Source organism: Sutcliffiella halmapala (assembly GCF_002019665.1).
Classification (GTDB): domain Bacteria; phylum Bacillota; class Bacilli; order Bacillales; family Bacillaceae_I; genus Sutcliffiella_A; species Sutcliffiella_A halmapala.
The window spans coordinates 1,242,850-1,265,991 of record NZ_KV917375.1; the positions used below are offsets into that span (position 1 = coordinate 1,242,850).

A 23,142-nucleotide genomic window follows, 5' to 3' on the forward strand; every position below is an offset into this window, starting at 1 on the left:
TCATTTGGGGCTCTTTTTTATTGCTATTTTACCCTGGAAATAAAGGGACATCTTTGAAGCCTTGTTGATCTCCGTGCCAGGTGTTCGCTTTCCGGGGGTGTCGGTGAGTTTTGTTAACTTTAATTGTAAAAAAATATAGAAATAAGAAGAATTGTGAAGTATAAAGTTAAGGTGTATGATAGTAATGTAAATAGATAGATAGAGGTTTTAGGGATGGCTAGGGGATTTCCAAAACAATTGGTGGAGGAAAAAGATGAAAAAAAAGATATTAATTGTGGATGATGAGCAATCCATTGTAACGTTATTACAATATAATTTGGCGCAAGCAGGATTTGACGTAGGAATCGCAATGGATGGTGAAAAAGGTCTTGAAATGGCAGTAGGAGAACAGTTTGATATGATTGTTCTTGATTTAATGCTTCCCAAAATGGATGGTATTGAAGTATGTAAAGAATTAAGACAACGAAAAATTAACACACCAATCTTAATGCTAACGGCTAAAGATGATGAATTTGATAAAGTACTCGGACTAGAATTAGGCGCAGATGATTATATGACAAAACCTTTTAGTCCAAGAGAAGTAGTGGCAAGAGTGAAAGCCATACTAAGAAGAACACAATTACTTGCAGAAAAAGTAATAGCTGTAAAAGAAGAAGATAAAACAGAGAAAATAATCATTGGTGAAATTAAGATTCTGCCGGAGCATTATGAGGCTTATTATAGTAATGAGCGGATTGAATTAACGCCAAAGGAATTTGAATTGCTCGTGTATTTATCGAAAAATAAAGGTAGAGTGCTAACTCGTGACCAATTGTTAAGTGCTGTTTGGAATTACGATTTTGCGGGAGACACAAGAATTGTCGATGTCCATATCAGTCACCTACGAGAGAAAATTGAAAAGGACACCAAAAAACCTACATATATAAAAACAATAAGAGGGCTAGGCTACAAGTTAGAGGAACCAAAGATAGATGAGTAAGTTTAGGTCTCGATTACTTTTTGCTCTAGTAACGCTTATTATTGTCGTGCTTGTTGGTTTGGGACTTTTGTTAGGTCAACTTTTTAAGAGCTTTCATTTGAATACATTTAATCAAAGGCTTGAAAAAGAAACAAACCTTGTTACTTTACTAGTGGAAGATGAAGAAACGATTTCCCCTACATTGCAACAGCATTTACAGGAGATTGGCAAAGTGTTAACAGCAAGAATAAGTATTACAGACCTAGAAGGTAGCATTCTCTATGATACGAAGATTGCTGAAGGTAGTGATTCTCATCAGGCATTATTGGAAAGTATCATACAAAAGAACAACAATAATGAGCGTATTTATTTTGAACAGAATGAAGAAATGTATTATTATGGTACCTCACTAACAAGATCTGGTGAAAAAGTTGGTTTTGTCGTTTTAAGCACTCCAGTAGAGTCACTACATCGTGTAAACCAACAAATTTGGGGACTTCTTGTCACAAGTCTAGGTGCTGCTCTTGTTGTTATTCTATTGCTTGGGGTAAGGATAACTGCACAGTATACCAAACCAATTGAGTCGGCGACAAAAGTGGCAATGGAGCTTGCAAAAGGAAATTATAAAGCCAGAACATATGAAGAGCATTTAGATGAAACGGGTATGCTTAGTCAGACTATTAATGTATTGGCAAGAAATTTGCAAGACATGACGAAAGCGGAAGAAATGCAGCAAGACCGTCTGCGTACCTTAATTGAAAATATGGGAAGTGGCCTAATTTTAATAGATGGCAGGGGCTATGTAAATCTTATCAATCGTGCATATAAAGAAACGTTTCATGTGAAGAAATCTGATTATTTATATCGCTTGTATTATGAAGCGCTAGAGCATATTGAAGTGGTAGAACTTGTAGAAGAGATTTTCATGACCGAAGTAAAAGTACGAAAGCAATTGTTGCTCCCACTCAAGATAGAGAGAAGACACTTTGAAGTTTACGGTGCACCGATCATCGGATTAAACGATGAATGGAAAGGGATTGTACTCGTTTTTCACGATATAACGGAACTGAAAAAGTTGGAACAAATGCGTAAAGACTTCGTAGCAAACGTCTCACATGAACTAAAAACGCCTATTACTTCAATTAAAGGGTTTTCAGAGACTCTTCTTGATGGTGCAATGAATGACAAAGAAACGCTTGAAAATTTTTTATCGATTATTCTTAAAGAAAGTGATAGGTTGCAGTCGTTAGTAGAAGACTTATTGGACCTGTCTAAAATTGAGAAGCAGGGATATAAACTTAACTTAGATTTTGTCAATATTCATGAATTGTTGGAAGAAATTCTGATAATTCTTGAGGGGAAAGCAAAAGAAAAGGAAATTCAATTGGAATTTCAAAAAGCAAACAAGGATTTATTTGTGTATGCCGATAATCCAAGGGTAAAACAAATATTTATCAATCTAATTAATAATGCAATTGCCTATACCCCAGCAGGTGGAACCGTAAAGGTAGCGGTGAAGGATGATGGAAATGAGGTTGAAATAAAAGTTGCAGATTCAGGGATTGGTATGGATGAAGAGGAATTACCACGGATTTTTGAGCGTTTTTATCGGATAGATAAAGCGAGGAGTCGAAACTCTGGTGGAACAGGATTAGGGTTAGCAATCGTTAAGCATTTAGTGGAAGCGCATCATGGAAAGATAACAGTAAGTAGTGAAGTGAATAAGGGGACAACCTTTACGGTGAAACTAACTAAAGATAATGAAGCTTTACAATAGTTTTACATTTTTCTATTCACTACTTTACAAAGCTCTGCTAATATAATTTGTGAAAACCCCTTCATCCAAGAAGCCAATCTTGGATAGGCAAGAGCACATTGTGTTCTTGCCTTCTTTTTTTTGCCTAGCTGAAAATAAGGGTAAAACATTTAAACGCCCTGTTAATTTCCGTGCTAGGTTAATTGTAATGTTTAACTGATCTAAGTCTCTTTTTCAGGTAAGTGTTTTGTTTGTATATAAGAGATGAACGGGTTAACTTCGTATTTATTTTAACCTTTTTGTAAAAATAAGAAACTTTTTCGTAACTTAGTCGTATTAATCATAGAGAACAAAAAAAGGGGAGAATCCAACATTGATGAGTTTAAAACGCATTTATACTACTGTCTTTCTTGTGTTACTTGCTTTGGTATTAGGTGTTACAGCCTTGACATCCTGGTATACCGTTGATCAGTCAGAGCAAGCCGTCATCCTTACATTTGGTAAGGTGGAAGAAGGAGTAAGCGAGCCGGGCCTTCATTTTAAGATGCCTTGGCCAATCCAAGACGTTGAAAAGCTGTCTAAAGAGACATTCAGTTTACAGTTTGGCTATGAAGAGAAAGATGGTCAAGTTGTCGATTTTACAAAAGATACAAAAATGATTACCGGAGATGAAAATATCGTACTTGCCGATATGGTTGTGATGTGGAAAATCACAGATCCTGGTAAATATTTGTATAATTCAGATAATCCGCAAGCAGTACTATACAATGCTACTTCTGCTTCCTTAAGAAGTATTATTGGTAACTCCCAAATAGACGAAGCGCTTACTTCTGGTAAAGGACAGATAGAAATAGAAGTATTTGAATTGTTAACTGGGTTAATGGAAAACTACGATATTGGAATTTCTGTAACAGCCGTTAAATTACAGGATGTCGAGCTACCAAATCAAGAGGTAAGAAAGGCATTTACAAATGTAACAGATGCAAGAGAGACGATGAACACTAAAACAAATGAAGCGAAGCGATATTTGAATCAACGAGTGAATGAAGCTAAAGGTGAAGTGAATGCAATTATTTCTAAAGCAGAAGGGGAAAAAGCAGCAAGGGTAGAAAAAGCCCGTGGTGATGTAGCGCTTTTCAATTCCTTACATGCTGAATATGTGAATGCACCAGAGCTAACAAGAAAACGATTGATGTTAGAAACAATGGAAGAAGTACTACCGTATGCTGAGATTTATATCATGAACGATGATGGAAATACAATGAAGTACTTCCCTATTCGCCCGATGGATCGAGCGGAAACTACCACACCGAAGCCGTCTACGAACCAGGAAGGAAGTGGGAATAATGAGTGATCAAAACATTATTGATTTAGAAGGCCGCAAACCTTCTTATTCATGGAAAAAAACTGTTAAAGGTGGAATACTAGCTGTTGTTCTACTTATAATGCTCGGTATTGTTCTTGCTAATGTGTTTATTGTTAAAGAAGGAGAATACAAAGTAGTTAGGCAGTTTGGAGAAGTAGTGAGAACTGTTGAGGAACCAGGATTGAGCTTTAAAATACCTTTTGTTCAAACCGTGACAACAGTACCAAAATACCAAATGCTTTATGATGAAGCGGAAGCCGAGATTAATACAAGAGATAAGAAAAGAATGCTCATTGATAATTATGTGGTTTGGCGTGTGGAAAATCCTGAAGCAATGATAAGTAATTTAGCGACCATCGTCAATGCAGAAGCTAAGATGTCAGAGTTTGTATTTTCTGTTGTTCGTACAGAGCTAGGTCAATTAAACTATGATGAAATAATTAATGATGAAAAATCTTCTAGAGGTAGTTTAAATGATCGTGTAACAGAAAGAGTAAACGAACTTCTAGCAAAAGATAATTATGGAATTGTAGTTACAGATGTTCGTATGAGAAGGACAGATCTACCTCCAGAAAATGAGCAGTCGGTCTTTACTCGTATGATTTCGGAGCGTGAATCTACTGCTCAAGAGTATTTATCTAAAGGTGACTCTGATAAAAATACGATTATTGCCAACACAGACCGTGAAGTTCGAGAGCTAATAGCTAAAGCGGAAGCGGATGCAGATACAATTCGAGGAGAAGGGGAAGGAGAAGCTGCTAAGATTTATAATGAGAGCTTTTCTAAGGACCCAGAATTCTACGAATTATATCGTACATTAGAGTCTTATAAGAAAACAATCAATGGAGAAACTGTTATTGTCTTACCGTCTAATTCTCCATATGCAAGGTTGTTAATGGGCTATATGGAATAACGATTAAATACTAACTGAATACCAACGGCCACAATTTTTCTTTCTGTTCTTATCCATGATAAAATAGAAAGGAATGATTGTGGCTATTTAAGTTGTTCAAACATAGATTATGTACTTAAATGAGGAGGAACTTAGTTGTCGAATAAATTAGTTTTAATTGATGGAAATAGTATTGCTTACAGGGCTTTTTTTGCATTACCTTTACTAAGTAATGAAAAAGGGATACATACAAATGCAATTTATGGCTTTACGATGATGCTGATGAGAATTTTGGAAGAGGAAAAACCAACACATATGCTTGTTGCGTTTGATGCAGGGAAAACAACGTTTCGTCATAAAACATTTGGCGAATACAAAGGTGGACGCCAAAAAACACCACCGGAACTTTCAGAACAATTTTCTTTTCTTCGAGAATTATTAGATGCGTATAACATTAAGCGTTATGAATTACCTAACTATGAAGCAGATGATATTATTGGTACTTTGGCACGTCAAGCAGCGATTGATGATTTTGAAGTGAAAATCATCTCAGGTGACAAGGACTTAACACAGTTAGCTACAGATAAAATTACTGTTGATATTACGAAAAAAGGAATAACGGATGTAGATTCATATACTCCAGCATTCATTGAAGAAAAATACGGACTGACAGTAGACCAGATTATCGACATGAAAGGTCTCATGGGTGATTCCTCTGACAATATCCCAGGTGTACCTGGCGTGGGAGAAAAGACAGCTATTAAGCTTTTAAAAGAGTTTGGGACGATTGAAACTTTGTTAGAATCAATTGATCAAGTTAGTGGGAAAAAGCTGAAAGAAAAACTCGAAGAAAATAAACAGCAAGCGATTATGAGTAAAGAGCTAGCAACGATAATGACAGAGGCTCCAGTGGAAATGCAGATACAGGATCTAGCATATGAGGGGTTTGACAAAAAGAAAGTAATCACTATTTTTAAGGAGCTAAGCTTTAACTCATTATTAGAGAAGCTTGGAGAAGATTCTGAAACAGTGACAGAAGAATTAGTAGACATTACGTTTGAATTAGTGGAAGAAGTAACGCAAGAACTTTTCGCAACAGAAAACTTCTTTATGGTAGAAGTTTTAGAAGAAAATTATCATCGTGCAGATATCCAAGGTTTTGCCATTGTTAATGAAAAGGGAAATTTCTTCATTCCAACGGATATAGCGTTAGCTTCAGAGGACTTCAAAGCTTTTGCGGCAGACCATACTAAAAAGAAAAGCGTATTTGATGCAAAACGTGCAATTGTAGCTCTTAAATGGCAAGGAATTGAATTAAAGGGCATCGACTTTGATTTTATTATCGCTTCTTACATTATGAATCCTTCTGATACTTCCACAGATTTAGCGGAGATTGCTAGAAAAAAAGGATATCACCAGCTTGAAACGGACGAAGCTATTTATGGGAAAGGTGCAAAACGAGCAGTACCAGATCAAGCAACTGTATCCCAACATCTTGTTCGAAAAACCTTTGCCATGCAGGAGCTAAAAGAAAGTTTTGTTCATGACTTAAAAGCCAATGAACAATTAGATTTATTTGAAGAGTTGGAAATGCCACTATCCTTAATCCTAGCTGAAATGGAAGCACTCGGAATTAAAGTAGATAAAGGTCGTCTTGAACAAATGGGACAAGACTTAACTGAGAAGCTTGTAAAAATCGAGGAAAAGATTTTTGAACTTGCTGGAGAAAAGTTCAATATAAATTCTCCGAAGCAGCTTGGAGTCATCCTGTTTGAGAAACTAGGTTTACCTCCTGTTAAGAAAACCAAAACGGGGTACTCGACTTCAGCCGACGTATTAGAAAAATTGGCTGAAAAACATGAAGTGATCCAGCAAATCTTACATTATCGTCAATTAGGAAAGTTAAATTCAACCTATATTGAGGGACTTCTAAAAGTAATTCATAAAGATACAAATAAGATCCATACTCGTTTTAATCAAGCGTTGACGCAAACGGGTAGATTGAGTTCAATAGATCCTAATCTTCAAAACATACCGATTCGATTAGAGGAAGGAAGAAGAATTAGGGAAGCATTCATTCCATCAGAAAAAGATTGGGTGATTTTTGCGGCAGATTATTCTCAAATCGAACTTAGAGTACTGGCTCATATTGCCAATGATGAAAAATTAATCGAAGCATTTAGAGAAGACGCTGATATTCATACGAAAACAGCGATGGATGTTTTTCATGTGGCAGAGGATGAGGTTACCTCTAATATGAGACGCCAAGCAAAAGCAGTAAACTTTGGAATTGTATACGGGATTAGTGATTATGGATTATCGCAGAATTTAGGCATTACAAGAAAAGAAGCAAAAATATTTATTGACCGTTATTTAGAGAGTTTTCCGGGTGTGAAAGCTTATATGGATGATGTTGTATTAGAAGCAAAGGATAAAGGTTATGTTACGACGCTATTGCATCGTCGTCGTTATTTACCGGAGATTACTAGTAGCAACTTCAACTTAAGAAGCTTTGCGGAAAGAACGGCGATGAATACGCCAATCCAAGGGAGTGCCGCGGACATTATTAAAAAAGCGATGATCGAAATGGCGGTAAAATTGAAAGAAGAGAAGCTTCAGGCGAAAATTTTATTGCAGGTTCATGATGAACTTGTGTTTGAGGCGCCTAAAGATGAAATAGAAAAATTGAAGAAACTCGTACCTGAAGTAATGGAACAGGCTTTAGAATTGGCTGTGCCGTTAAAAGTGGATTACTCTTATGGCTCTACTTGGTACGATGCAAAATAACAAATAAGGAAGTGTTTGGATGCCTGAGTTACCAGAGGTTGAAACCGTCAGAAAAACACTCGTTCAACTAGTGAAAGATAAAACCATCAAGGAGGTAAAGGTACTATGGCCAAAAATGGTGAAAGAGCCAGATGATGCCTTCCTTTTTGAACAAATGCTTGTTGGTCAAAGGATTAACGATATTGGAAGACGAGGGAAGTTTCTATTATTTTATTTAGATGATTATTGCCTTGTCTCTCATCTTCGTATGGAAGGGAAATATGGGGTGTTTCGTCCTGAGGAGCCAGCTAATAAACATACGCATGTTTTCTTCTATTTTGAGGATGGAACAGAGCTACGATATCAGGATGTGCGTAAATTTGGAACGCTTCATCTTTATAAAAAGGGAGAAGAATTAGCAGCCAAATCTTTAGTGAGCTTAGGGCCAGAACCATTTGATAAGGAATTTAATTTAGAAGGATTCAAGGAAAGACTGTCACGAAAGAACCGTAATATTAAAGCTGTTTTGCTCGATCAAACAGTGGTTGTAGGGCTTGGTAATATTTATGTGGATGAAGCCCTATTTCGTTCGGGTATTCATCCAGAGAAGTTAGCTAATAGCCTAACAGATCAAGAGATAGAAGTACTACAACGAGAAATTGTGCTAACCCTTCAAGAAGCAGTGGATAAAGGGGGGAGTACGATTCGTTCTTATGTGAATTCACAAGGTCAGATAGGAATGTTTCAATTAGAATTGTTTGTGTATGGAAGAAAAGGGGAACCATGTAAAAAATGTGGGACTGCAATAGAGAAATCTGTTGTTGCTGGTAGGGGAACCCATACTTGTGCAAACTGTCAGCCAAGGTGAGATAATTCTTTTTTTAGTAAAACACATCGAATGGGCTTCTGCCATATACTATCTTAGTGATAGTCAGGGAGGAGCTCTTAATGATTCCATACATCTCACTTGTCTTATTAGCTTTTGCTGTCAGTCTAGATAGCTTTAGTGTTGGTTTGACATATGGCCTAAGGAAAATGCATATGCCGTTGAAATCCATCAGTATTATTGCGTGCTGCTCGGCCGTTTCTCTCTTGCTGGCAATGTTTGTTGGCACGATACTTACGACGTTTCTCTCTCCGGTATACGCAGAGAGTATTGGAGGAAGCATCCTTATCCTATTAGGGGTTTGGGTCCTTTATCAATTTTTTCGTTCTAATGAATCTGAGGAATCGACCTTTGTTGGAGAAAAAATTATATTCAATTTAGAAATCAAATCATTAGGGGTTGTTATTAATATTTTACGAAAGCCAACGGAGGCTGATTTTGACCGTTCTGGCTCCATCACGGGTCTAGAGGCGTTCTTTTTAGGGATTGCTTTATCCCTAGATGCATTTGGTGCGGGGATTGGTGCGGCACTCCTAGGGTACTCTCCTTGGATGATGGCGGTATCCGTTGCGCTGATGAGCTCGTTGTTTGTAATTACAGGAATTAAGCTTGGGAGAATTTTTTCAACTGTATCTTGGATTAACAAATTTTCATTTTTACCTGGAGTTTTGCTTATTGTTATCGGTATTATTAAAATGTGAAAATTTTAAAAAAGGCTATCTGTAGGCAGAAGCCTTTTTTATAATAAGGTGGAATGGACATGTCTATGATTATCGGTTTAACAGGAGGGATTGCGAGCGGAAAAAGTACCGTTGCGGCAATGATGAAGGATAAAGGAATACCTATAGTTGATGCGGATATTGTTGCTCGTGAAGTGGTGGAGGTTGGAACGGTAACGTACCAAGAAATCGTAACGAAATTCGGTCATACTATATTAAATGAGGACAAAACGTTAGATCGTACTAAACTAGGGAAAGTTATTTTTAAAAGTAAGGAAAAAAGAGAACAATTAAATGCCATTATGCATCCAAGTATCCGAAACAGGATGAAGGAAAAAACAGCAGCTTACATAGAAAGCGGACATGACGTTGTGGTGATGGATATCCCTTTATTGTTTGAGAGCAAACTTACTCACTTAGTAGAAAAGACAATACTGGTCTATGTCGAAGAAAATATTCAGCTTGAAAGGTTAATGAAAAGAAACGAGTTGTCCTTAGAGGATGCAACTGCAAGAGTAAACGCACAGATGCCTTTAAAAGAAAAAGTGAAGCTAGCAGATGCTGTGATAAATAACAATGGAAGCAAAGAAGATACCAAACGGCAGTTACATACTATATTAGATCAATGGGATATCCAAAAATAGGGATATACCCTTTTTTAAATTTTCTCATGACATGAACTACCTATATGTGTTATACTAATATCAGGTTAACACATTAAAAGTATAACACATATATAGAAAAGGGGAATTTGCATGAAAGCAAAGGTTGCAATTAATGGTTTTGGACGAATTGGGAGAATGGTATTTAGACGTGCCATCCAAGAGGAAGGTTTAAATATTGTTGCAATCAATGCGAGCTATCCAGCCGAAACGTTAGCTCATTTAATTAAGTATGACACAAACCATGGGCGTTTCGACGCAGATGTATATGCACAAGACGACGCGCTTGTTGTAAATGGAAAGCGCATTCAATTAGTAAATAACCGCAATCCTGAGGAATTACCTTGGAAGGAAATGAACATAGATATCGTTATTGAAGCTACAGGGAAATTTAATGCTCGAGACAAAGCGGCGCTACATTTAAAAGCTGGTGCCAAAAGAGTTATTCTAACTGCTCCAGGTAAAGATGAAGACGTAACAATTGTCATGGGTGTAAATGATGAGGTTTTAGATTTAGATAAGCATTATGTCATTTCTAACGCTTCTTGTACTACAAATTGCTTAGCGCCGGTTGTGAAAGTATTAGACCAGCAATTCGGAATTGAAAATGGGTTAATGACAACGGTTCATGCCTATACGAATGACCAGAAAAATATTGATAATCCACATAAAGATTTACGTCGTGCGAGAGCGTGCGGTCAGTCTATTATTCCTACTTCGACTGGGGCGGCAAAGGCGTTGTCACTTGTTTTACCACATCTTAAAGGGAAACTGCATGGAATGGCATTACGCGTACCTACGCCAAATGTCTCACTAGTAGATCTAGTAGTGGATTTGAAGCAGCCTGTCACTGTCGACGATGTTAATGATGCATTTCAATCTGCAGCAATTGGTTCTTTAGACGGGATTTTAGGTATTACGATGGAGCCATTAGTATCTGTTGACTTCAATACGAACCCACATTCTGCTGTCATTGATGGTTTATCTACGATGGTAATGGGGGAAACCAAGGTGAAAGTTTTAGCATGGTATGACAATGAGTGGGGTTATTCTTGTCGAGTAGTCGACTTAGTTCATTATGTAGCTGAAAAAATGGTAGAAGCGAAAGAAGTAATGGCTGGTTAGAAGTTTAATAAATCATGTGAAAAGTTTTTTAAAGCGATTAACGATTTCGTTAATCGCTTTTTCCTGTGGGATTTCCGAAAGGATGAGCGTTTTTTTAGAGGCGAATTTCCTTTCAAAATAAAAAAAGTCAAAAAAGCCTGTTGCAAAACTAAACTAAAAACAGTATACTATTTTTCGTGAACTTCTTGAAACGATTATGTGGCTACTTAAAGGGTTAGGACCTCTCTGGACTAACTTTCCCCCGTGGTAGTAATACATTAATCAATTATTATCTTTGAGGATTTCATGTATTCTAAAAAAAGTTAAAGGGGGAACGTGAGATGGAAACAGTAGGTCGTCACGTTATTTCAGAATTATGGGGTTGCGATTTTGATAAGTTAAATGATATGGACTACATTGAAAAAACATTCGTTGATGCTGCGTTAAAATCTGGAGCAGAGGTTCGTGAGGTTGCATTTCACAAATTTGCACCACAAGGAGTTAGCGGAGTAGTAATCATTTCTGAATCTCATTTAACTATTCATAGTTTCCCAGAGCACGGATATGCTAGCATTGACGTTTATACATGCGGTGAGTTAGATCCTAATATATCTGCTGATTATATTGCTGAAGCATTGAATGCTCAAACGCGTGAAACAATCGAGCTTCCACGTGGAATGGGTCCTGTTCAAGTAAACAAAGCAAAAGCACTTTAAAATTAAATCTAAATCGATTAGAATGGTAAGAGGTGTATAATATGCACCTCTTTTTATTATATCGTTTTCTTACATACATTTTTTGGATTTGCAGACTTAAGACATTTACATAACGAAAATAAAAAACATGTTAGTATAAAGATAAGGGGTTGTCTGATAATCGTGGGAGCCATACAAAAGTTAAAAACCATACTATCTACTCATACTGAAACAAGAGAGAATCATTTTGATGAGGAATTGCGAAGTCATTATTATAAAGTTACCAATAAAAACGCAATTAAAGCTTTACAAGAGATGTTTCAAAAACTGAATGGCTATACAGTGAAGTCTATTTCAGAGGAACATGGAGAAATTGCGGTTCATGTTAACAAAGGAAAAAAAGCATTTATGGTAGTAACGGTAATATCAGTAAGACCGTTTGAAACAGCCATTGATTTTTCAGTTACAACAGACACAGCGATCCTACCGTTTGATTTTGGATATAGTCGCAAGTTAATTTTACAAACGTATAAGGAATTAAATAAAACACTTACCTATATAGGTTCTGGATTAAATTCAGAAAGATAAATAATGGGATGGAAATGGAGCTGAAGCCCTCATGAAATGCCCTGCTTGTCAACATAATGGCACAAAGGTGTTAGATTCAAGACCAGTGGAAGAAGGTCGCTCTATTCGAAGACGAAGAGAGTGTGAGTCATGTTCCTATCGCTTCACCACCTTTGAAAAAGTAGAAGAGATGCCTTTAATCGTTGTGAAGAAAGAAGGAATCAGGGAAGAGTTTAGCAGAGAAAAGGTTCTTCGTGGACTTATTAAAGCATGTGAAAAAAGACCTGTTGCCTTAAAGCAGCTTGAAGATATAGTGATGGAAGTAGAAAAGGAATTACGTAATATTGGAATTTCTGAAGTGAAGAGTGACACTGTCGGAGAAATGGTGATGGAACGACTCTCAAAAATTGACGAAGTAGCCTATGTGCGTTTTGCTTCTGTCTATCGACAATTTAAAGATATTAATGTATTTCTTGATGAATTAAAAGAAATCATTGAAAAGGAAAGAAAATAAACTAGCGATACTAAGAAACAGAGAGGATAAGTGCCTCTCTGTTTTCAAGTTTTTAACTTTTAGCAAAGAAAGGTTTGGGTGTTTCATGCCAGAGCGCCATTGGAAAGAATTAGTGCCAATCGATCGATTTATTGTTCGTACAAGTGGAGTTCTTCAACATTTTGATCAGAAAGTGTTAACGATGCTATATCAACCTTTACTCGGATATAGAGGCTTTAGTCTATTTATGACTCTTTGGAGTGAACTAGAGCAAGAGCGCTTATGGGGAGAAGAAACAACCCATCATGGCATAATGACCACGATGCAATGTAATTTAAAGGATATCCATCAAGAACGGTTAAAGCTTGAGGGAATCGGTCTTTTAAAAACATGGGTAAAGGAAGATGACCATTCTAGAACATTTATTTATGAGCTTCAACCTCCACTTTCTCCGGATGCATTCTTTTCAGAGCCAATGCTTACCATCTACCTCTATAATCGATTAGGAAAAAATAAATATTTAAGTGTAAAAAAATATTTCTCTGACGATGTGATCCCGGAAACTGAGTATAAGCAAATTACACGCCAATTTAGCGATGTTTTTCAATCCGTTCAAGCAGAAAACATGGTGTACGCAACAAATGAGGAAACGATGGAAGAGTTAAAACTCTCAGATGATTTGGAATGGGTGGGACGTAAAGAAGGAAACGAACCGGCAGTTGGAATGGCTGAATTTGATTTTGACCTTTTTTACGCTGGTCTATCTGATGTTGTTATCCCGAAAAAAGCCATCACCGCAAAAGTAAAGCAAGCAATCCAAAAATTATCCTTTATTTATCATATTGATCCAATCTCCATGAAGGATTTAATGATGAATGTTATTGATGAAGAGGAAAAGATCGATTTAGAAAAACTTCGAAAAGTTGCACGAGACTGGTATCAGCTCGAATTTCAAAATGAATTACCATCATTAGTGGAAAAAACACAGCCAGCTAATTTAAAGCAATTTACGGATAGAAAGCCTGCTTCTAAAGAAGAGCTACTTATTCAACAGTTAGAAAATGTTTCGCCAAAACATATGCTTACAGATCTCTCAGGTGGGGCTGAGCCGTCTGTTTCTGACTTACGTATTGTGGAAGATGTGATGTTTAAACAGCAGCTATCTCCAGGCGTGGTAAATGTATTGTTGTATTATGTTCTATTGAAAACAGATATGAAGCTCAATCGTAAATATGTAGAGAAAATTGCAAGCCATTGGGCTCGTAAACAGGTGAAGACAGTAAGTGAAGCGATGGAGCTTGCGAAAGAAGAACATCGCCAATATCAAAACTGGGCGGAAACGAAAACAACAACGAAGACCACCAGTAATTTCACCAAAGAAAAACAAGTTCGCAATCGTTTCGTGAGTCAACCTGAGACGGCGGAAGGCGATGCAGAGAGTTTCCAAGCTGTTCAGGAAGATGAAAAACAAAAACTGGCAGAGCGATTAGAAAAGTTAAGGAACAAGAAGATAAAGATAGATAGGTAAGTCACATAAGGCTCTTCCACTGACTCGTACAATCGGTGGCGGGGCTTTTTTGTAGAGTAAAGGTGTAAGCCACCACTTATTCAAGTAGTAAAATCATCGTTCCTCTCTCAATATTATTATCATTTTTTTCTACCCACCTCCATATACATAGAAACAGGTGTATCAAAGGGGGGACAAACTTGTTTGAGATTTCCTTTCGCAATGAATTGGATGCTAAGACAGTGTTTTTAAGTATACATGCGACAAATCCTGAAAGTGATTCTATCCTTTCTTTACATAAAGAAAAAATCGTAGTGGAATCAAAGGATATCTTTTTTTTCAAAAATACAATAATACCTGCACTTAAAGGATTTATTACAAAGGTGAAGGAGAAGGAATGGATTATTTCAATATTAGAAAACTCTTTTTACTATAGGGACGAAGAAGAGCATGAGCAAATTCTATGTATCTTTCAATCTATCATGCAAGGAGAAAGGCAGGATATTCCTAACCTGCCTCCTATTAAAGAAAGAGAGAATCATCTAGACGCTACTATTGAAGCCTTTTTTCTCGAGCCGGTTTCCTTTTCATTTGATTCTTTTCTAACTTTTCGCTTAAAAGAATATTTTGATGTGTTGCAAGTATATGTAGAAGCAGCGATTGATGAATATAAGTTAGAACAAGAATACCAAACATTTATTTATCAATTACGTGACCTTTTATCTTCGACAGAATCGAAATTAAAAGAAGTACATTTAGTTTACCAGTATCAATTTGATTTTTATGATGAAACACATAAGCATATCCATAAAAATCAACTTATTAAGTATATGAATCGAACCCACTTTAATAATTATGCTTATTATATTGATTCAGTCGTATTAGCACCGCTTGTTTCCATCGCTCCAGAAAAGCTTTATCTATATACGGACAATATCGACCATCAGCTTGTGGAAACCATACGTAATATATTTGATGAGAGAGCGGTTATCCTTCCTTATCGTTATTTTGGGCTAAAAAAAAGTAAAATAGATTAATTCGTGTACTTGATTTTCCTAGTAGTGGAGAATATAATAACGTACATATTATACTTTTTTATAACCCACAAGTAATGATGAGGACTTGAGTGATTGAATACGAATTTCAGAGAGGGAAGTCATTGGCTGTAAACTTCCTATTACGATTGATTCACTTACCACCTCTAAACTTCAGCAGTGAAACAAAGTAGCTGTTGACGGGAAACCCCCGTTACCCTAACGAAGCCATCTTTAGTTGGATGCTTATTTTTCAAAATGAGCACCATGGAAGAAAAGATGGGAACTTGGGTGGAAACACGGATATTAAACTCGTCCCTTTTTATAAGGGGCGGGTTTTTTTATTTTTAAAAATAAATATGAAGGAGTGACAGGGATGTCTGAATTAATTAAAATCACATTTCCAGATGGAGCAGTTAAGGAGTTTGCACGTGGTACGACAACAGAAGATATCGCGGCATCCATTAGTCCTGGTCTAAAGAAAAAAGCTATTGCTGGGAAACTTAATGGAGAATTGGTGGATCTTCGTTCTCCGATTGAAATAGATGGAGAACTTAGCATTGTTATGCAGGACACAGACGAAGCGTTGGGTGTTATGCGTCACAGTACAGCCCATTTGATGGCCCAAGCAATCAAACGCTTATATGGTAATGTAAAGCTTGGTATCGGTCCAGTAATTGAAAATGGTTTTTACTATGATATTGATCTAGAAGAGCCGTTAACTCCGGAAGATCTACCGAAAATCGAAAAAGAAATGAAAAAGATTGTAAGTGAAAATCTAGATGTAATTCGTGTGGAAGTGAGCAGAGAAGAAGCTTTAAGTCGCTACGAAGTACTAAACGATGAGCTAAAGCTTGAGCTTATTCGTGAATTGCCAGAAGGAGAAGCCATTTCGATTTATGAGCAGGGCGAATTTTTTGACCTTTGTCGTGGAATTCATGTTCCTTCCACTGGGAAAATCAAAGAATTTAAGCTTTTAAGTATTGCTGGGGCTTACTGGAGAGGTAATAGCGATAATAAAATGCTCCAACGTATTTACGGAACAGCTTTTTTCAAAAAAGCAGAGCTTGATGAGCACCTTCGTTTATTAGAAGAAGCAAAGGAACGTGATCACCGTAAAATTGGGAAAGAGCTAGATTTATTTTTCAACTCCCAAAAGGTTGGTCAGGGCTTACCACTTTGGTTACCAAAGGGTGCAACAATTCGCCGTGTTATTGAGCGTTACATTGTTGATAAAGAAGTGAAGCTAGGCTATGACCATGTGTACACTCCGATAATGGGAAGTGTTGAGCTTTATAAAACTTCCGGACATTGGGATCACTATCAAGACGGAATGTTCCCGCCAATGGAAATGGATAATGAGCAATTAGTGCTTCGTCCAATGAACTGTCCACATCATATGATGGTGTATAAAAACAGCATCCATAGCTATCGCCAGCTACCGGTTCGTATTGCGGAGCTTGGGACGATGCACCGTTATGAGATGTCTGGAGCTTTAGCAGGCCTTCAGCGTGTACGTGGAATGACGCTAAATGATGCGCATATCTTTGTTCGTCCTGATCAGATTAAGGATGAGTTAAAGCGTGTCGTGAATCTTGTCTTGGAAGTATATAAAGACTTTGGCATCGAAGATTACTCGTTCCGTTTATCCTATCGTGATCCAGAAAATAAAGAGAAATATTTTGACGATGATGCAATGTGGGAAAAAGCACAAAGCATGCTAAAAGAAGCAATGGATGAGCTTGAGCTGAATTATTTTGAAGCGATTGATGAAGCGGCGTTCTACGGACCGAAGCTAGACGTTCAAGTGCGCACAGCGTTAGGAAAAGAAGAAACACTATCTACTGTCCAATTAGACTTCTTATTACCGGAGAAATTTGATCTTACTTATGTAGGAGAAGATGGCAAGCAACATCGTCCAGTTGTTATCCATCGCGGTGTTGTTTCGACAATGGAACGCTTCGTCGCTTTCTTAATTGAAGAATACAAAGGAGCTTTCCCTACATGGTTAGCACCTGTTCAAGTCCAAGTCATTCCAGTTTCACCAGATGCGCATTTTGACTATGCAAAAGAAGTCCAAGATTTACTAAAAGCAGAAGGACTTCGTGTGGAACTTGATGAAAGAAATGAAAAAATCGGTTATAAAATCCGTGAAGCACAAATGCAGAAGATTCCTTACATGCTAGTGCTTGGAGACAATGAAATCCAAGAGCGTGCAGTGAATGTTCGTAAATATGGTGAGCAAAAATCAGAAACTGTTTCCTTAGAGACTTTTGTAGCAGAAATCGCGCAGGAAGTTAAACGATAAAAAAAGTATTGCATAAGTGGAATATATCTGATAGAATTTAAAACGTTGTTTCATTTGATACGAATTCTTGACAATTAATCATCATTAATGATATAGTAAACAAGGTCAAATTGAATACTTGTTTGAGAACAAGAAGAAGCACCCGCTTCTCACCTGATTGACGCAGTAAATGCAGTTGGCAGGTTTTACGAGAAAGATTTTTATCTTTTACTTATCCAATCGTAAAGTGTGGGTGTTATATACATCCACACTTTTTTGTTTGTACAAAAGTAAATTGTTCGTCAAACGGTGTTCGGAAAAAAAACCTTGGAGGTGGCTAATTATTAGCAAGGACATGATGGTAAACGATGGCATTCGTGCTCGTGAAGTTCGTCTAATCGGTCAAAATGGAGACCAGCTTGGAATTAAGTCAAAACAGGAAGCTTTAGAAATAGCGACTCGTGCAAATCTTGACTTAGTAATGGTTGCGCCTAATGCGAAGCCTCCTGTATGTCGAATTATGGACTACGGAAAGTTCCGTTTCGAACAACAGAAGAAAGATAAAGAAGCGCGTAAAAACCAAAAAGTGATCAACCTAAAAGAAGTTCGTTTAAGTCCTACTATTGATGAGCATGATTTCAATACGAAACTTCGAAATGCAATTAAGTTCCTTGAAAAAGGGGACAAAGTAAAAGCTTCGATTCGATTCAAAGGTCGTGCAATTACACATAAACAAATTGGTCAACGTGTTCTTGATCGATTCTCTGCCGCTTGCGCAGAAGTAGCAACAATTGAGTCTCATCCAAAAATGGATGGACGTAGTATGTTCTTAGTACTAGCACCGAAAAACGAAAAGTAACGATATGAGGAGGAACACCCATGCCTAAAATGAAAACTCATCGCGGATCAGCGAAAAGATTCAAGAAAACTGGATCTGGCCAACTGAAACGTTCTCATGCTTACACAAGTCACTTATTCGCTAACAAGTCTCAGAAGCAAAAACGTAAACTACGTAAAGCTGCTGTAGTAAGCAAAGGCGATTTCAAACGCATCCGTCACATGTTAGACAACTTAAGATAATATTTAATTAGGAGGGAAATAATATGCCAAGAGTTAAAGGCGGTACAGTAACACGCCAACGTCGTAAAAAAGTCATTAAATTAGCTAAAGGTTATTACGGTTCTAAACACACTTTATATAAAGTAGCAAATCAACAAGTAATGAAATCATTAATGTACGCTTATCGTGATCGTCGTCAAAAGAAACGTGACTTCCGTAAGCTTTGGATCGCTCGTATCAACGCAGCGGCTCGCATGAATGGTCTTTCTTACAGCCGTTTAATGCACGGATTAAAAGTAGCTGGTATTGAAGTAAACCGCAAAATGTTAGCTGAGCTAGCAGTTAGCGATGAAAAAGCATTTGCTGAATTAGCAACTGCTGCAAAAAGCAGCTTAAATAAATAATTTTTCTTAAAGAGGCTATATTTCGATATAGTCTCTTTTATTGTGCGCCCGGCATGGGTGCAATCTATAGGGTGCAAGTCCCGAACTGTGAAGGCAGAAGTAACGGTTAGCTTAACGCAAGGGTGTCCATGGTGACGTGGAATCTGAAGGAAGCGGGCGGCAAACTTCCGGTCTGAGGAATACGAACTTCATAGAAGGCTAGGTATCACTGGATGAGTTTGCAATTCAAAACAAAGTCCTTTCTGCCAAAGGTGATACAAAGTAAATGAAGCAGATAGATGGAAGGAAAGATTGTACTCTTACCCGGGGAGGTCTGATTGATTAGCCAAGCACACTTGGTAACCTATTTAGCGATAAATAGCTGAACAGTCAGAAGTCAGCAGATGTCATAGTACCTTACTTACTCGAGAAAGTAAGGGAAGGACTGAACAATTAAAGAAGAACGAGAATTATGCGTACAATTCTTGTGTTGAAGCAGACAATCTCTTAGGAGACTTACTTGAAGGAGGAAGTGGTGAATCCCATGGGGGACTTCAAGAGGGTGGAGCAAGAATAACACAAATAAACTTCTCGTTCGCGTAGAAAGGAAATATCTAATGTTAATGGATAGGATACTGTCACGGGAAAACTTAATAGAAGCACTCAAACGTGTGGAAAGGAACAAAGGAAGCCACGGAATCGATGAAATGTCCGTAAAATCCCTACGAAGACATATCGTTGACAACTGGGATTCCCTTTGTCAATCCCTAAGGAATGGTACCTATAAACCGAGTCCTGTACGTCGAGTCGAAATCCCGAAATCGAACGGTGGAGTCCGTTTACTAGGAATACCTACTGTGACAGACCGATTCATTCAACAGGCAATCGCTCAAGCACTGACTCCAATCTTTGACCCAGCTTTCTCCGAGCATAGTTATGGCTTCCGACCGAATAGAAGGGGACATGATGCCGTTCGGAAAGCAAAAGGGTTTATGAAAGAAGGAAACAGATGGGTGGTTGATATTGACCTTGAGAAATTCTTTGACAAAGTAAATCATGACAAGCTAATGGGAATACTGGCTTCTAAAATTAAAGACCGGACGGTCCTTAAGCTAATTAGAAGATATCTTCAAGCTGGGATTATGATTAACGGTGTTGTCTATGAAATAGAAGAAGGGACTCCTCAAGGTGGTCCGCTAAGTCCTCTTCTCTCTAACATCCTCTTGGATAAACTCGATAAAGAGCTAGAATCCAGAGGCCACAATTTCGTCCGATATGCGGATGATTGTAACATTTATGTTCAGTCCAAGAAGGCAGGGGAAAGAGTCATGAACTCCATCACTGACTTCATTGAAAAGAAGCTGAAACTAAAAGTTAATCGAGAGAAATCGGCAGTAGACCGCCCTTGGAGGCGTAAGTTTCTTGGCTTTAGCTTTACTATTCATAAAGAACCTAAGGTTCGGATAGCAAACGAAAGTATCAAACGACTTAAAGCTAACATAAGAATTCTTACTTCCCGTTCTAAACCAATCCCAATGGAATGGAGAATAAGGAAGCTAAACCAATACCTAGTAGGGTGGTGCAGCTACTTTGCCCTCGCAGACACACCGAGCAAATTCAAAGAATTTGATGAGTGGATAAGAAGAAGGCTACGAATGATTGTATGGAAAGAATGGAAGAAACCGAAGACCAAAGTGAGGAAATTAAAAGGTTTAGGAGTTCACCCATATAAAGCATACGAATGGGGCAATTCTAGGAAGAAATACTGGAGAATCTCCAAGAGTCCAGTCTTACACAGAACCCTTGGGAACTCCTATTGGAGTTCCCAAGGGCTCAAAAGTCTATATGCAAGATATCAAAGTCTACGTCAATTTTAATTGAACCGCCGTATACCGAACGGTACGTACGGTGGTGTGAGAGGTCGGGGGTTAGTCATCCCCTCCTACTCGATTTCATTTTATCCTAACAGGCAACGACTACTCCAGTTCCCGGCCTTTGTAGTATACTTGAGGAAGAAAACGTTATCCGGAGGGGAAGAATGGAACTATTTTTGGTTATTTACATACTTATAAATATCTTTACGTTTCTATTAATGAGAGTGGATAAAAAAAGGGCTATCAACCGACAATGGAGAGTAGCGGAAGTGTATCTTTGGGGTACAGCTATTGGCGGAGGAGCACTTGGAGCTTGGATCGGAATGCGAACTTTTCGCCATAAAACGAAGCATTTTACCTTTAAATATGGTCTGCCATTGCTAACGATTATCCAACTAATCTTGATAGGCTATTTTGTATCAGGGCTAACATAATAGAAGAGTTCTTGAATAAGCTTTACTATTTACTATTAATAAATTTGAGAGGTGAGACCATAATGGAAGAAAAATTAAATGTGCTATTTGTCATAATAGAAAGTCATTGGTTGTTAGCTTCTCTCGGTTTTATTTTATTCCATGTATTAAGACAAGTCCTATTCATACCTGTAGTAATCATTTGCATAGCAGGTGGTGCCCTTTTTGGAGGCTTTGTAGGTAGTATCTATTCAATTTTGGGATTAACACTTTCCAGTCTGTTTTTTTATTTTCTTTACAAGCAGATGCCAGGCGTCTTTGGAAAGGTGTTAACCATGAAGGAAAAGCTGTTTGGTAATCGTGGTAATCTTTCGGTTGGTCAAGTTACGGTATTGCGCCTTATCCCTTTCATCCATTTCCACCTACTCTCCCTATGTTTAATTGAAACAACCAAGACATTTTCAAAATATGCGAAAGCCTCTTTTCTAACGAATATCCCTCTCGCTATTATTTACACGGTTTTTGGACAATTTATAAAAGAGTTTTCCCCAACTGCAATGCTAGTAGTTTTGATTGGCTTAAGTATTCTCTTGCTCATCATGAGACAAAAGGTAGTCGTCATGAAATGGGAGCAATTTTTCCAGAAAGAAAAACAATATAAAAGAGGTTAACCTTAGTATCGTTGGCACTTGACCAGGAACTAAAGTTAACCTCTTTTTTTACTCTTCTTGCAAAAATTCTTTAATGGGGCTTTTCCAGTCAATAAGTGCATCTGGATATTGTTTACGCACTTCCTTTTGGATGAAAGCGAAATCCTGTTTCTTTAACCCTTTTAGCTTTTCAGGATTCTTCGGCCAAATAAAGATAGAAATGACTTCAAAAGCTTTATCGGTCGTTCCTAAATATTTCTCCCCTTCGAACAGCACGCCTTTGTAGGTAAGCAAAAAATTTCTTCTAACATTATTTTTTTGATCTAATAAATAGAAGTTCTTTTGCTCATGGGCAAGTTCTAATTTTCGTTTCGGATTTAGCAGATACTTGAAAATCGAATAAATGATAAAAATGACAAGTGCAATCATAGCTAGACGGATGAGAATAATAAACATACTCGCTACTCCTTCGCAAAATACAAAATTTATTATAAAATACCTACTATACGGTTAAGTAAGATTAAAAGTTTCACTTTTTACAAAAAAAAATTTTGAAGGCGGTACATATGGAACTAAAAAAGCTTTATACAATGCAACTAGAACTAGATTCGAAAATTGAAAAGCAGCATGGTCTAAAAAATCAGGATTTAGTGGAGCAAAAGATTTTAGCTCTTCTCGTTGAATTAGGGGAGCTGGCAAATGAAACAAGATGTTTTAAATTTTGGAGTGTGAAGCCAGCTTCTGAGCAAAGAGTTATTTTAGAGGAATATGTGGATGGGGTACATTTCTTACTCTCAATAGGTCTGACTCTTGGTTATACCTCCGACATTCCTCGTGAAGTTGGAACAAAAACAGAGTCCCTAACCGAGCAATTCCTGTCTATCTATGAACTAGTGACCTTATTCAAGGAAGAAAAGCAGGAAGAGCCGTTCTTAGTATTATTTGCAACATTTATGGAATTAGGAGCGATGTTAGGCTTCACTTGGGATGAGGTAGAGAATGCCTATATGACAAAAAATAAAGTGAATCATGACCGTCAACAACAAGGATACTAATGTTAAATGAGTATTA

The 23,142-nt window shown here is 37.5% G+C and carries 23 protein-coding genes and 1 other annotated feature; of the genes, 22 read left to right on the forward strand and 1 reads right to left on the reverse strand.

Annotated elements, in window-relative coordinates; all coding sequences use genetic code 11:
* Positions 1–253: 253 nt before the first annotated feature.
* From BK580_RS05920 to BK580_RS06025, 21 genes are all read left to right on the forward strand, one after another.
* Positions 254–979: a response regulator transcription factor gene (locus BK580_RS05920; protein WP_078379439.1), complete on the forward strand. Its 726-nt coding sequence runs from the start codon at positions 254–256 to the stop codon at positions 977–979.
* A complete protein-coding gene (pnpS, locus tag BK580_RS05925; RefSeq protein ID WP_078379440.1) occupies positions 972–2,735 on the forward strand; it encodes a two-component system histidine kinase PnpS in 1,764 nt (587 codons plus the stop codon). Before BK580_RS05920 ends, pnpS begins: the two co-directional genes overlap by 8 nt.
* A gap of 355 nt (positions 2,736–3,090) precedes the next feature.
* Positions 3,091–4,068, forward strand: a complete 978-nt coding sequence (gene hflK, locus BK580_RS05930; protein ID WP_211279004.1) for an FtsH protease activity modulator HflK — start codon at positions 3,091–3,093, stop codon at positions 4,066–4,068.
* Positions 4,061–4,993, forward strand: a complete 933-nt coding sequence (hflC, locus tag BK580_RS05935; protein WP_078379442.1) for a protease modulator HflC — start codon at positions 4,061–4,063, stop codon at positions 4,991–4,993. Before hflK ends, hflC begins: the two co-directional genes overlap by 8 nt.
* Positions 4,994–5,128: 135 nt before the next feature.
* Entirely contained in the window at positions 5,129–7,759 is a 2,631-nt protein-coding gene (gene polA, locus BK580_RS05940; RefSeq protein WP_078379443.1) for a DNA polymerase I, read from the forward strand.
* A gap of 19 nt (positions 7,760–7,778) precedes the next feature.
* Positions 7,779–8,606 carry a DNA-formamidopyrimidine glycosylase gene (gene mutM / locus BK580_RS05945; protein WP_078379444.1) on the forward strand — a complete coding sequence of 276 codons (828 nt, stop codon included), beginning with the start codon at positions 7,779–7,781 and terminating at the stop codon, positions 8,604–8,606.
* An 80-nt stretch (positions 8,607–8,686) separates the two neighbouring features.
* On the forward strand, positions 8,687–9,325 hold the full coding sequence (gene ytaF, locus BK580_RS05950) for a sporulation membrane protein YtaF (RefSeq protein ID WP_078379445.1): 639 nt from the start codon (positions 8,687–8,689) through the stop codon (positions 9,323–9,325).
* 59 nt (positions 9,326–9,384) lie between these two features.
* Positions 9,385–9,987 (forward strand): dephospho-CoA kinase, encoded by a 603-nt coding sequence (gene coaE, locus BK580_RS05955; RefSeq protein WP_078379446.1) that lies wholly within the window; start codon positions 9,385–9,387, stop codon positions 9,985–9,987.
* Between the two features lie 111 nt (positions 9,988–10,098).
* Positions 10,099–11,130, forward strand: coding sequence for a glyceraldehyde-3-phosphate dehydrogenase (locus tag BK580_RS05960; RefSeq protein ID WP_078379447.1), 1,032 nt, complete (start codon positions 10,099–10,101; stop codon positions 11,128–11,130).
* Positions 11,131–11,450: 320 nt separating this feature from the next.
* On the forward strand, positions 11,451–11,825 hold the full coding sequence (gene speD, locus BK580_RS05965) for an adenosylmethionine decarboxylase (RefSeq protein ID WP_078379448.1): 375 nt from the start codon (positions 11,451–11,453) through the stop codon (positions 11,823–11,825).
* A 162-nt stretch (positions 11,826–11,987) separates the two neighbouring features.
* A complete protein-coding gene (locus tag BK580_RS05970; protein WP_078379449.1) occupies positions 11,988–12,392 on the forward strand; it encodes a cytosolic protein in 405 nt (134 codons plus the stop codon).
* A 31-nt stretch (positions 12,393–12,423) separates the two neighbouring features.
* Positions 12,424–12,885, forward strand: a complete 462-nt coding sequence (nrdR, locus tag BK580_RS05975; protein ID WP_078379450.1) for a transcriptional regulator NrdR — start codon at positions 12,424–12,426, stop codon at positions 12,883–12,885.
* Between the two features lie 85 nt (positions 12,886–12,970).
* Positions 12,971–14,392 carry a replication initiation and membrane attachment family protein gene (locus BK580_RS05980; protein WP_078379451.1) on the forward strand — a complete coding sequence of 474 codons (1,422 nt, stop codon included), beginning with the start codon at positions 12,971–12,973 and terminating at the stop codon, positions 14,390–14,392.
* A gap of 179 nt (positions 14,393–14,571) precedes the next feature.
* Positions 14,572–15,408, forward strand: coding sequence for a putative sporulation protein YtxC (gene ytxC, locus BK580_RS05985; protein ID WP_169864827.1), 837 nt, complete (start codon positions 14,572–14,574; stop codon positions 15,406–15,408).
* A gap of 373 nt (positions 15,409–15,781) precedes the next feature.
* Positions 15,782–17,713, forward strand: a complete 1,932-nt coding sequence (gene thrS, locus BK580_RS05990) for a threonine--tRNA ligase (protein WP_078379453.1) — start codon at positions 15,782–15,784, stop codon at positions 17,711–17,713.
* Between the two features lie 124 nt (positions 17,714–17,837).
* Positions 17,838–17,976: a sequence feature (ribosomal protein L20 leader region), on the forward strand.
* A 56-nt stretch (positions 17,977–18,032) separates the two neighbouring features.
* On the forward strand, positions 18,033–18,551 hold the full coding sequence (gene infC / locus BK580_RS05995) for a translation initiation factor IF-3 (protein WP_078382659.1): 519 nt from the start codon (positions 18,033–18,035) through the stop codon (positions 18,549–18,551).
* 20 nt (positions 18,552–18,571) lie between these two features.
* On the forward strand, positions 18,572–18,772 hold the full coding sequence (rpmI, locus tag BK580_RS06000; protein ID WP_078379454.1) for a 50S ribosomal protein L35: 201 nt from the start codon (positions 18,572–18,574) through the stop codon (positions 18,770–18,772).
* 23 nt (positions 18,773–18,795) lie between these two features.
* Positions 18,796–19,155, forward strand: a complete 360-nt coding sequence (gene rplT / locus BK580_RS06005) for a 50S ribosomal protein L20 (RefSeq protein ID WP_078379455.1) — start codon at positions 18,796–18,798, stop codon at positions 19,153–19,155.
* Positions 19,156–19,751: 596 nt separating this feature from the next.
* The gene (gene ltrA, locus BK580_RS06015) at positions 19,752–21,011 is read left to right on the forward strand and encodes a group II intron reverse transcriptase/maturase (protein WP_078379456.1); all 1,260 of its coding nucleotides are present in this window, start codon (positions 19,752–19,754) and stop codon (positions 21,009–21,011) included.
* 161 nt (positions 21,012–21,172) lie between these two features.
* Complete coding sequence (locus BK580_RS06020) at positions 21,173–21,442, forward strand: DUF1294 domain-containing protein (RefSeq protein WP_078379457.1); 270 nt, start codon at positions 21,173–21,175, stop codon at positions 21,440–21,442.
* A 62-nt stretch (positions 21,443–21,504) separates the two neighbouring features.
* Positions 21,505–22,092: a TVP38/TMEM64 family protein gene (locus BK580_RS06025; RefSeq protein ID WP_078379458.1), complete on the forward strand. Its 588-nt coding sequence runs from the start codon at positions 21,505–21,507 to the stop codon at positions 22,090–22,092.
* Between the two features lie 48 nt (positions 22,093–22,140).
* Here BK580_RS06025 and BK580_RS06030 read toward each other — a convergent pair whose 3' ends face one another.
* On the reverse strand, positions 22,141–22,527 hold the full coding sequence (locus BK580_RS06030; RefSeq protein ID WP_078379459.1) for a sigma-w pathway protein ysdB: 387 nt from the start codon (positions 22,525–22,527) through the stop codon (positions 22,141–22,143).
* A gap of 110 nt (positions 22,528–22,637) precedes the next feature.
* Between BK580_RS06030 and BK580_RS06035 the strand changes: the two genes are divergently transcribed.
* Entirely contained in the window at positions 22,638–23,126 is a 489-nt protein-coding gene (locus tag BK580_RS06035; protein WP_078379460.1) for a dUTP diphosphatase, read from the forward strand.
* Positions 23,127–23,142: the final 16 nt, after the last annotated feature.

Excerpts from the sequence above, each read along its gene's own strand:
- BK580_RS05920 (WP_078379439.1), top strand. The coding sequence starts at position 254 with ATGAAAAAAAAGATATTAATTGTGGATGATGAGCAATCCATTGTAACG.
- pnpS (WP_078379440.1), top strand. The coding sequence starts at position 972 with ATGAGTAAGTTTAGGTCTCGATTACTTTTTGCTCTAGTAACGCTTATT.
- hflK (WP_211279004.1), top strand. The coding sequence starts at position 3,091 with ATGAGTTTAAAACGCATTTATACTACTGTCTTTCTTGTGTTACTTGCT.
- hflC (WP_078379442.1), top strand. The coding sequence starts at position 4,061 with ATGAGTGATCAAAACATTATTGATTTAGAAGGCCGCAAACCTTCTTAT.
- mutM (WP_078379444.1), top strand. The coding sequence starts at position 7,779 with ATGCCTGAGTTACCAGAGGTTGAAACCGTCAGAAAAACACTCGTTCAA.
- ytaF (WP_078379445.1), top strand. The coding sequence starts at position 8,687 with ATGATTCCATACATCTCACTTGTCTTATTAGCTTTTGCTGTCAGTCTA.
- coaE (WP_078379446.1), top strand. The coding sequence starts at position 9,385 with ATGTCTATGATTATCGGTTTAACAGGAGGGATTGCGAGCGGAAAAAGT.
- BK580_RS05960 (WP_078379447.1), top strand. The coding sequence starts at position 10,099 with ATGAAAGCAAAGGTTGCAATTAATGGTTTTGGACGAATTGGGAGAATG.
- speD (WP_078379448.1), top strand. The coding sequence starts at position 11,451 with ATGGAAACAGTAGGTCGTCACGTTATTTCAGAATTATGGGGTTGCGAT.
- nrdR (WP_078379450.1), top strand. The coding sequence starts at position 12,424 with ATGAAATGCCCTGCTTGTCAACATAATGGCACAAAGGTGTTAGATTCA.
- BK580_RS05980 (WP_078379451.1), top strand. The coding sequence starts at position 12,971 with ATGCCAGAGCGCCATTGGAAAGAATTAGTGCCAATCGATCGATTTATT.
- thrS (WP_078379453.1), top strand. The coding sequence starts at position 15,782 with ATGTCTGAATTAATTAAAATCACATTTCCAGATGGAGCAGTTAAGGAG.
- rpmI (WP_078379454.1), top strand. The coding sequence starts at position 18,572 with ATGCCTAAAATGAAAACTCATCGCGGATCAGCGAAAAGATTCAAGAAA.
- rplT (WP_078379455.1), top strand. The coding sequence starts at position 18,796 with ATGCCAAGAGTTAAAGGCGGTACAGTAACACGCCAACGTCGTAAAAAA.
- ltrA (WP_078379456.1), top strand. The coding sequence starts at position 19,752 with ATGTTAATGGATAGGATACTGTCACGGGAAAACTTAATAGAAGCACTC.
- BK580_RS06020 (WP_078379457.1), top strand. The coding sequence starts at position 21,173 with ATGGAACTATTTTTGGTTATTTACATACTTATAAATATCTTTACGTTT.
- BK580_RS06025 (WP_078379458.1), top strand. The coding sequence starts at position 21,505 with ATGGAAGAAAAATTAAATGTGCTATTTGTCATAATAGAAAGTCATTGG.
- BK580_RS06030 (WP_078379459.1), bottom strand. The coding sequence starts at position 22,527 with ATGTTTATTATTCTCATCCGTCTAGCTATGATTGCACTTGTCATTTTT.
- BK580_RS06035 (WP_078379460.1), top strand. The coding sequence starts at position 22,638 with ATGGAACTAAAAAAGCTTTATACAATGCAACTAGAACTAGATTCGAAA.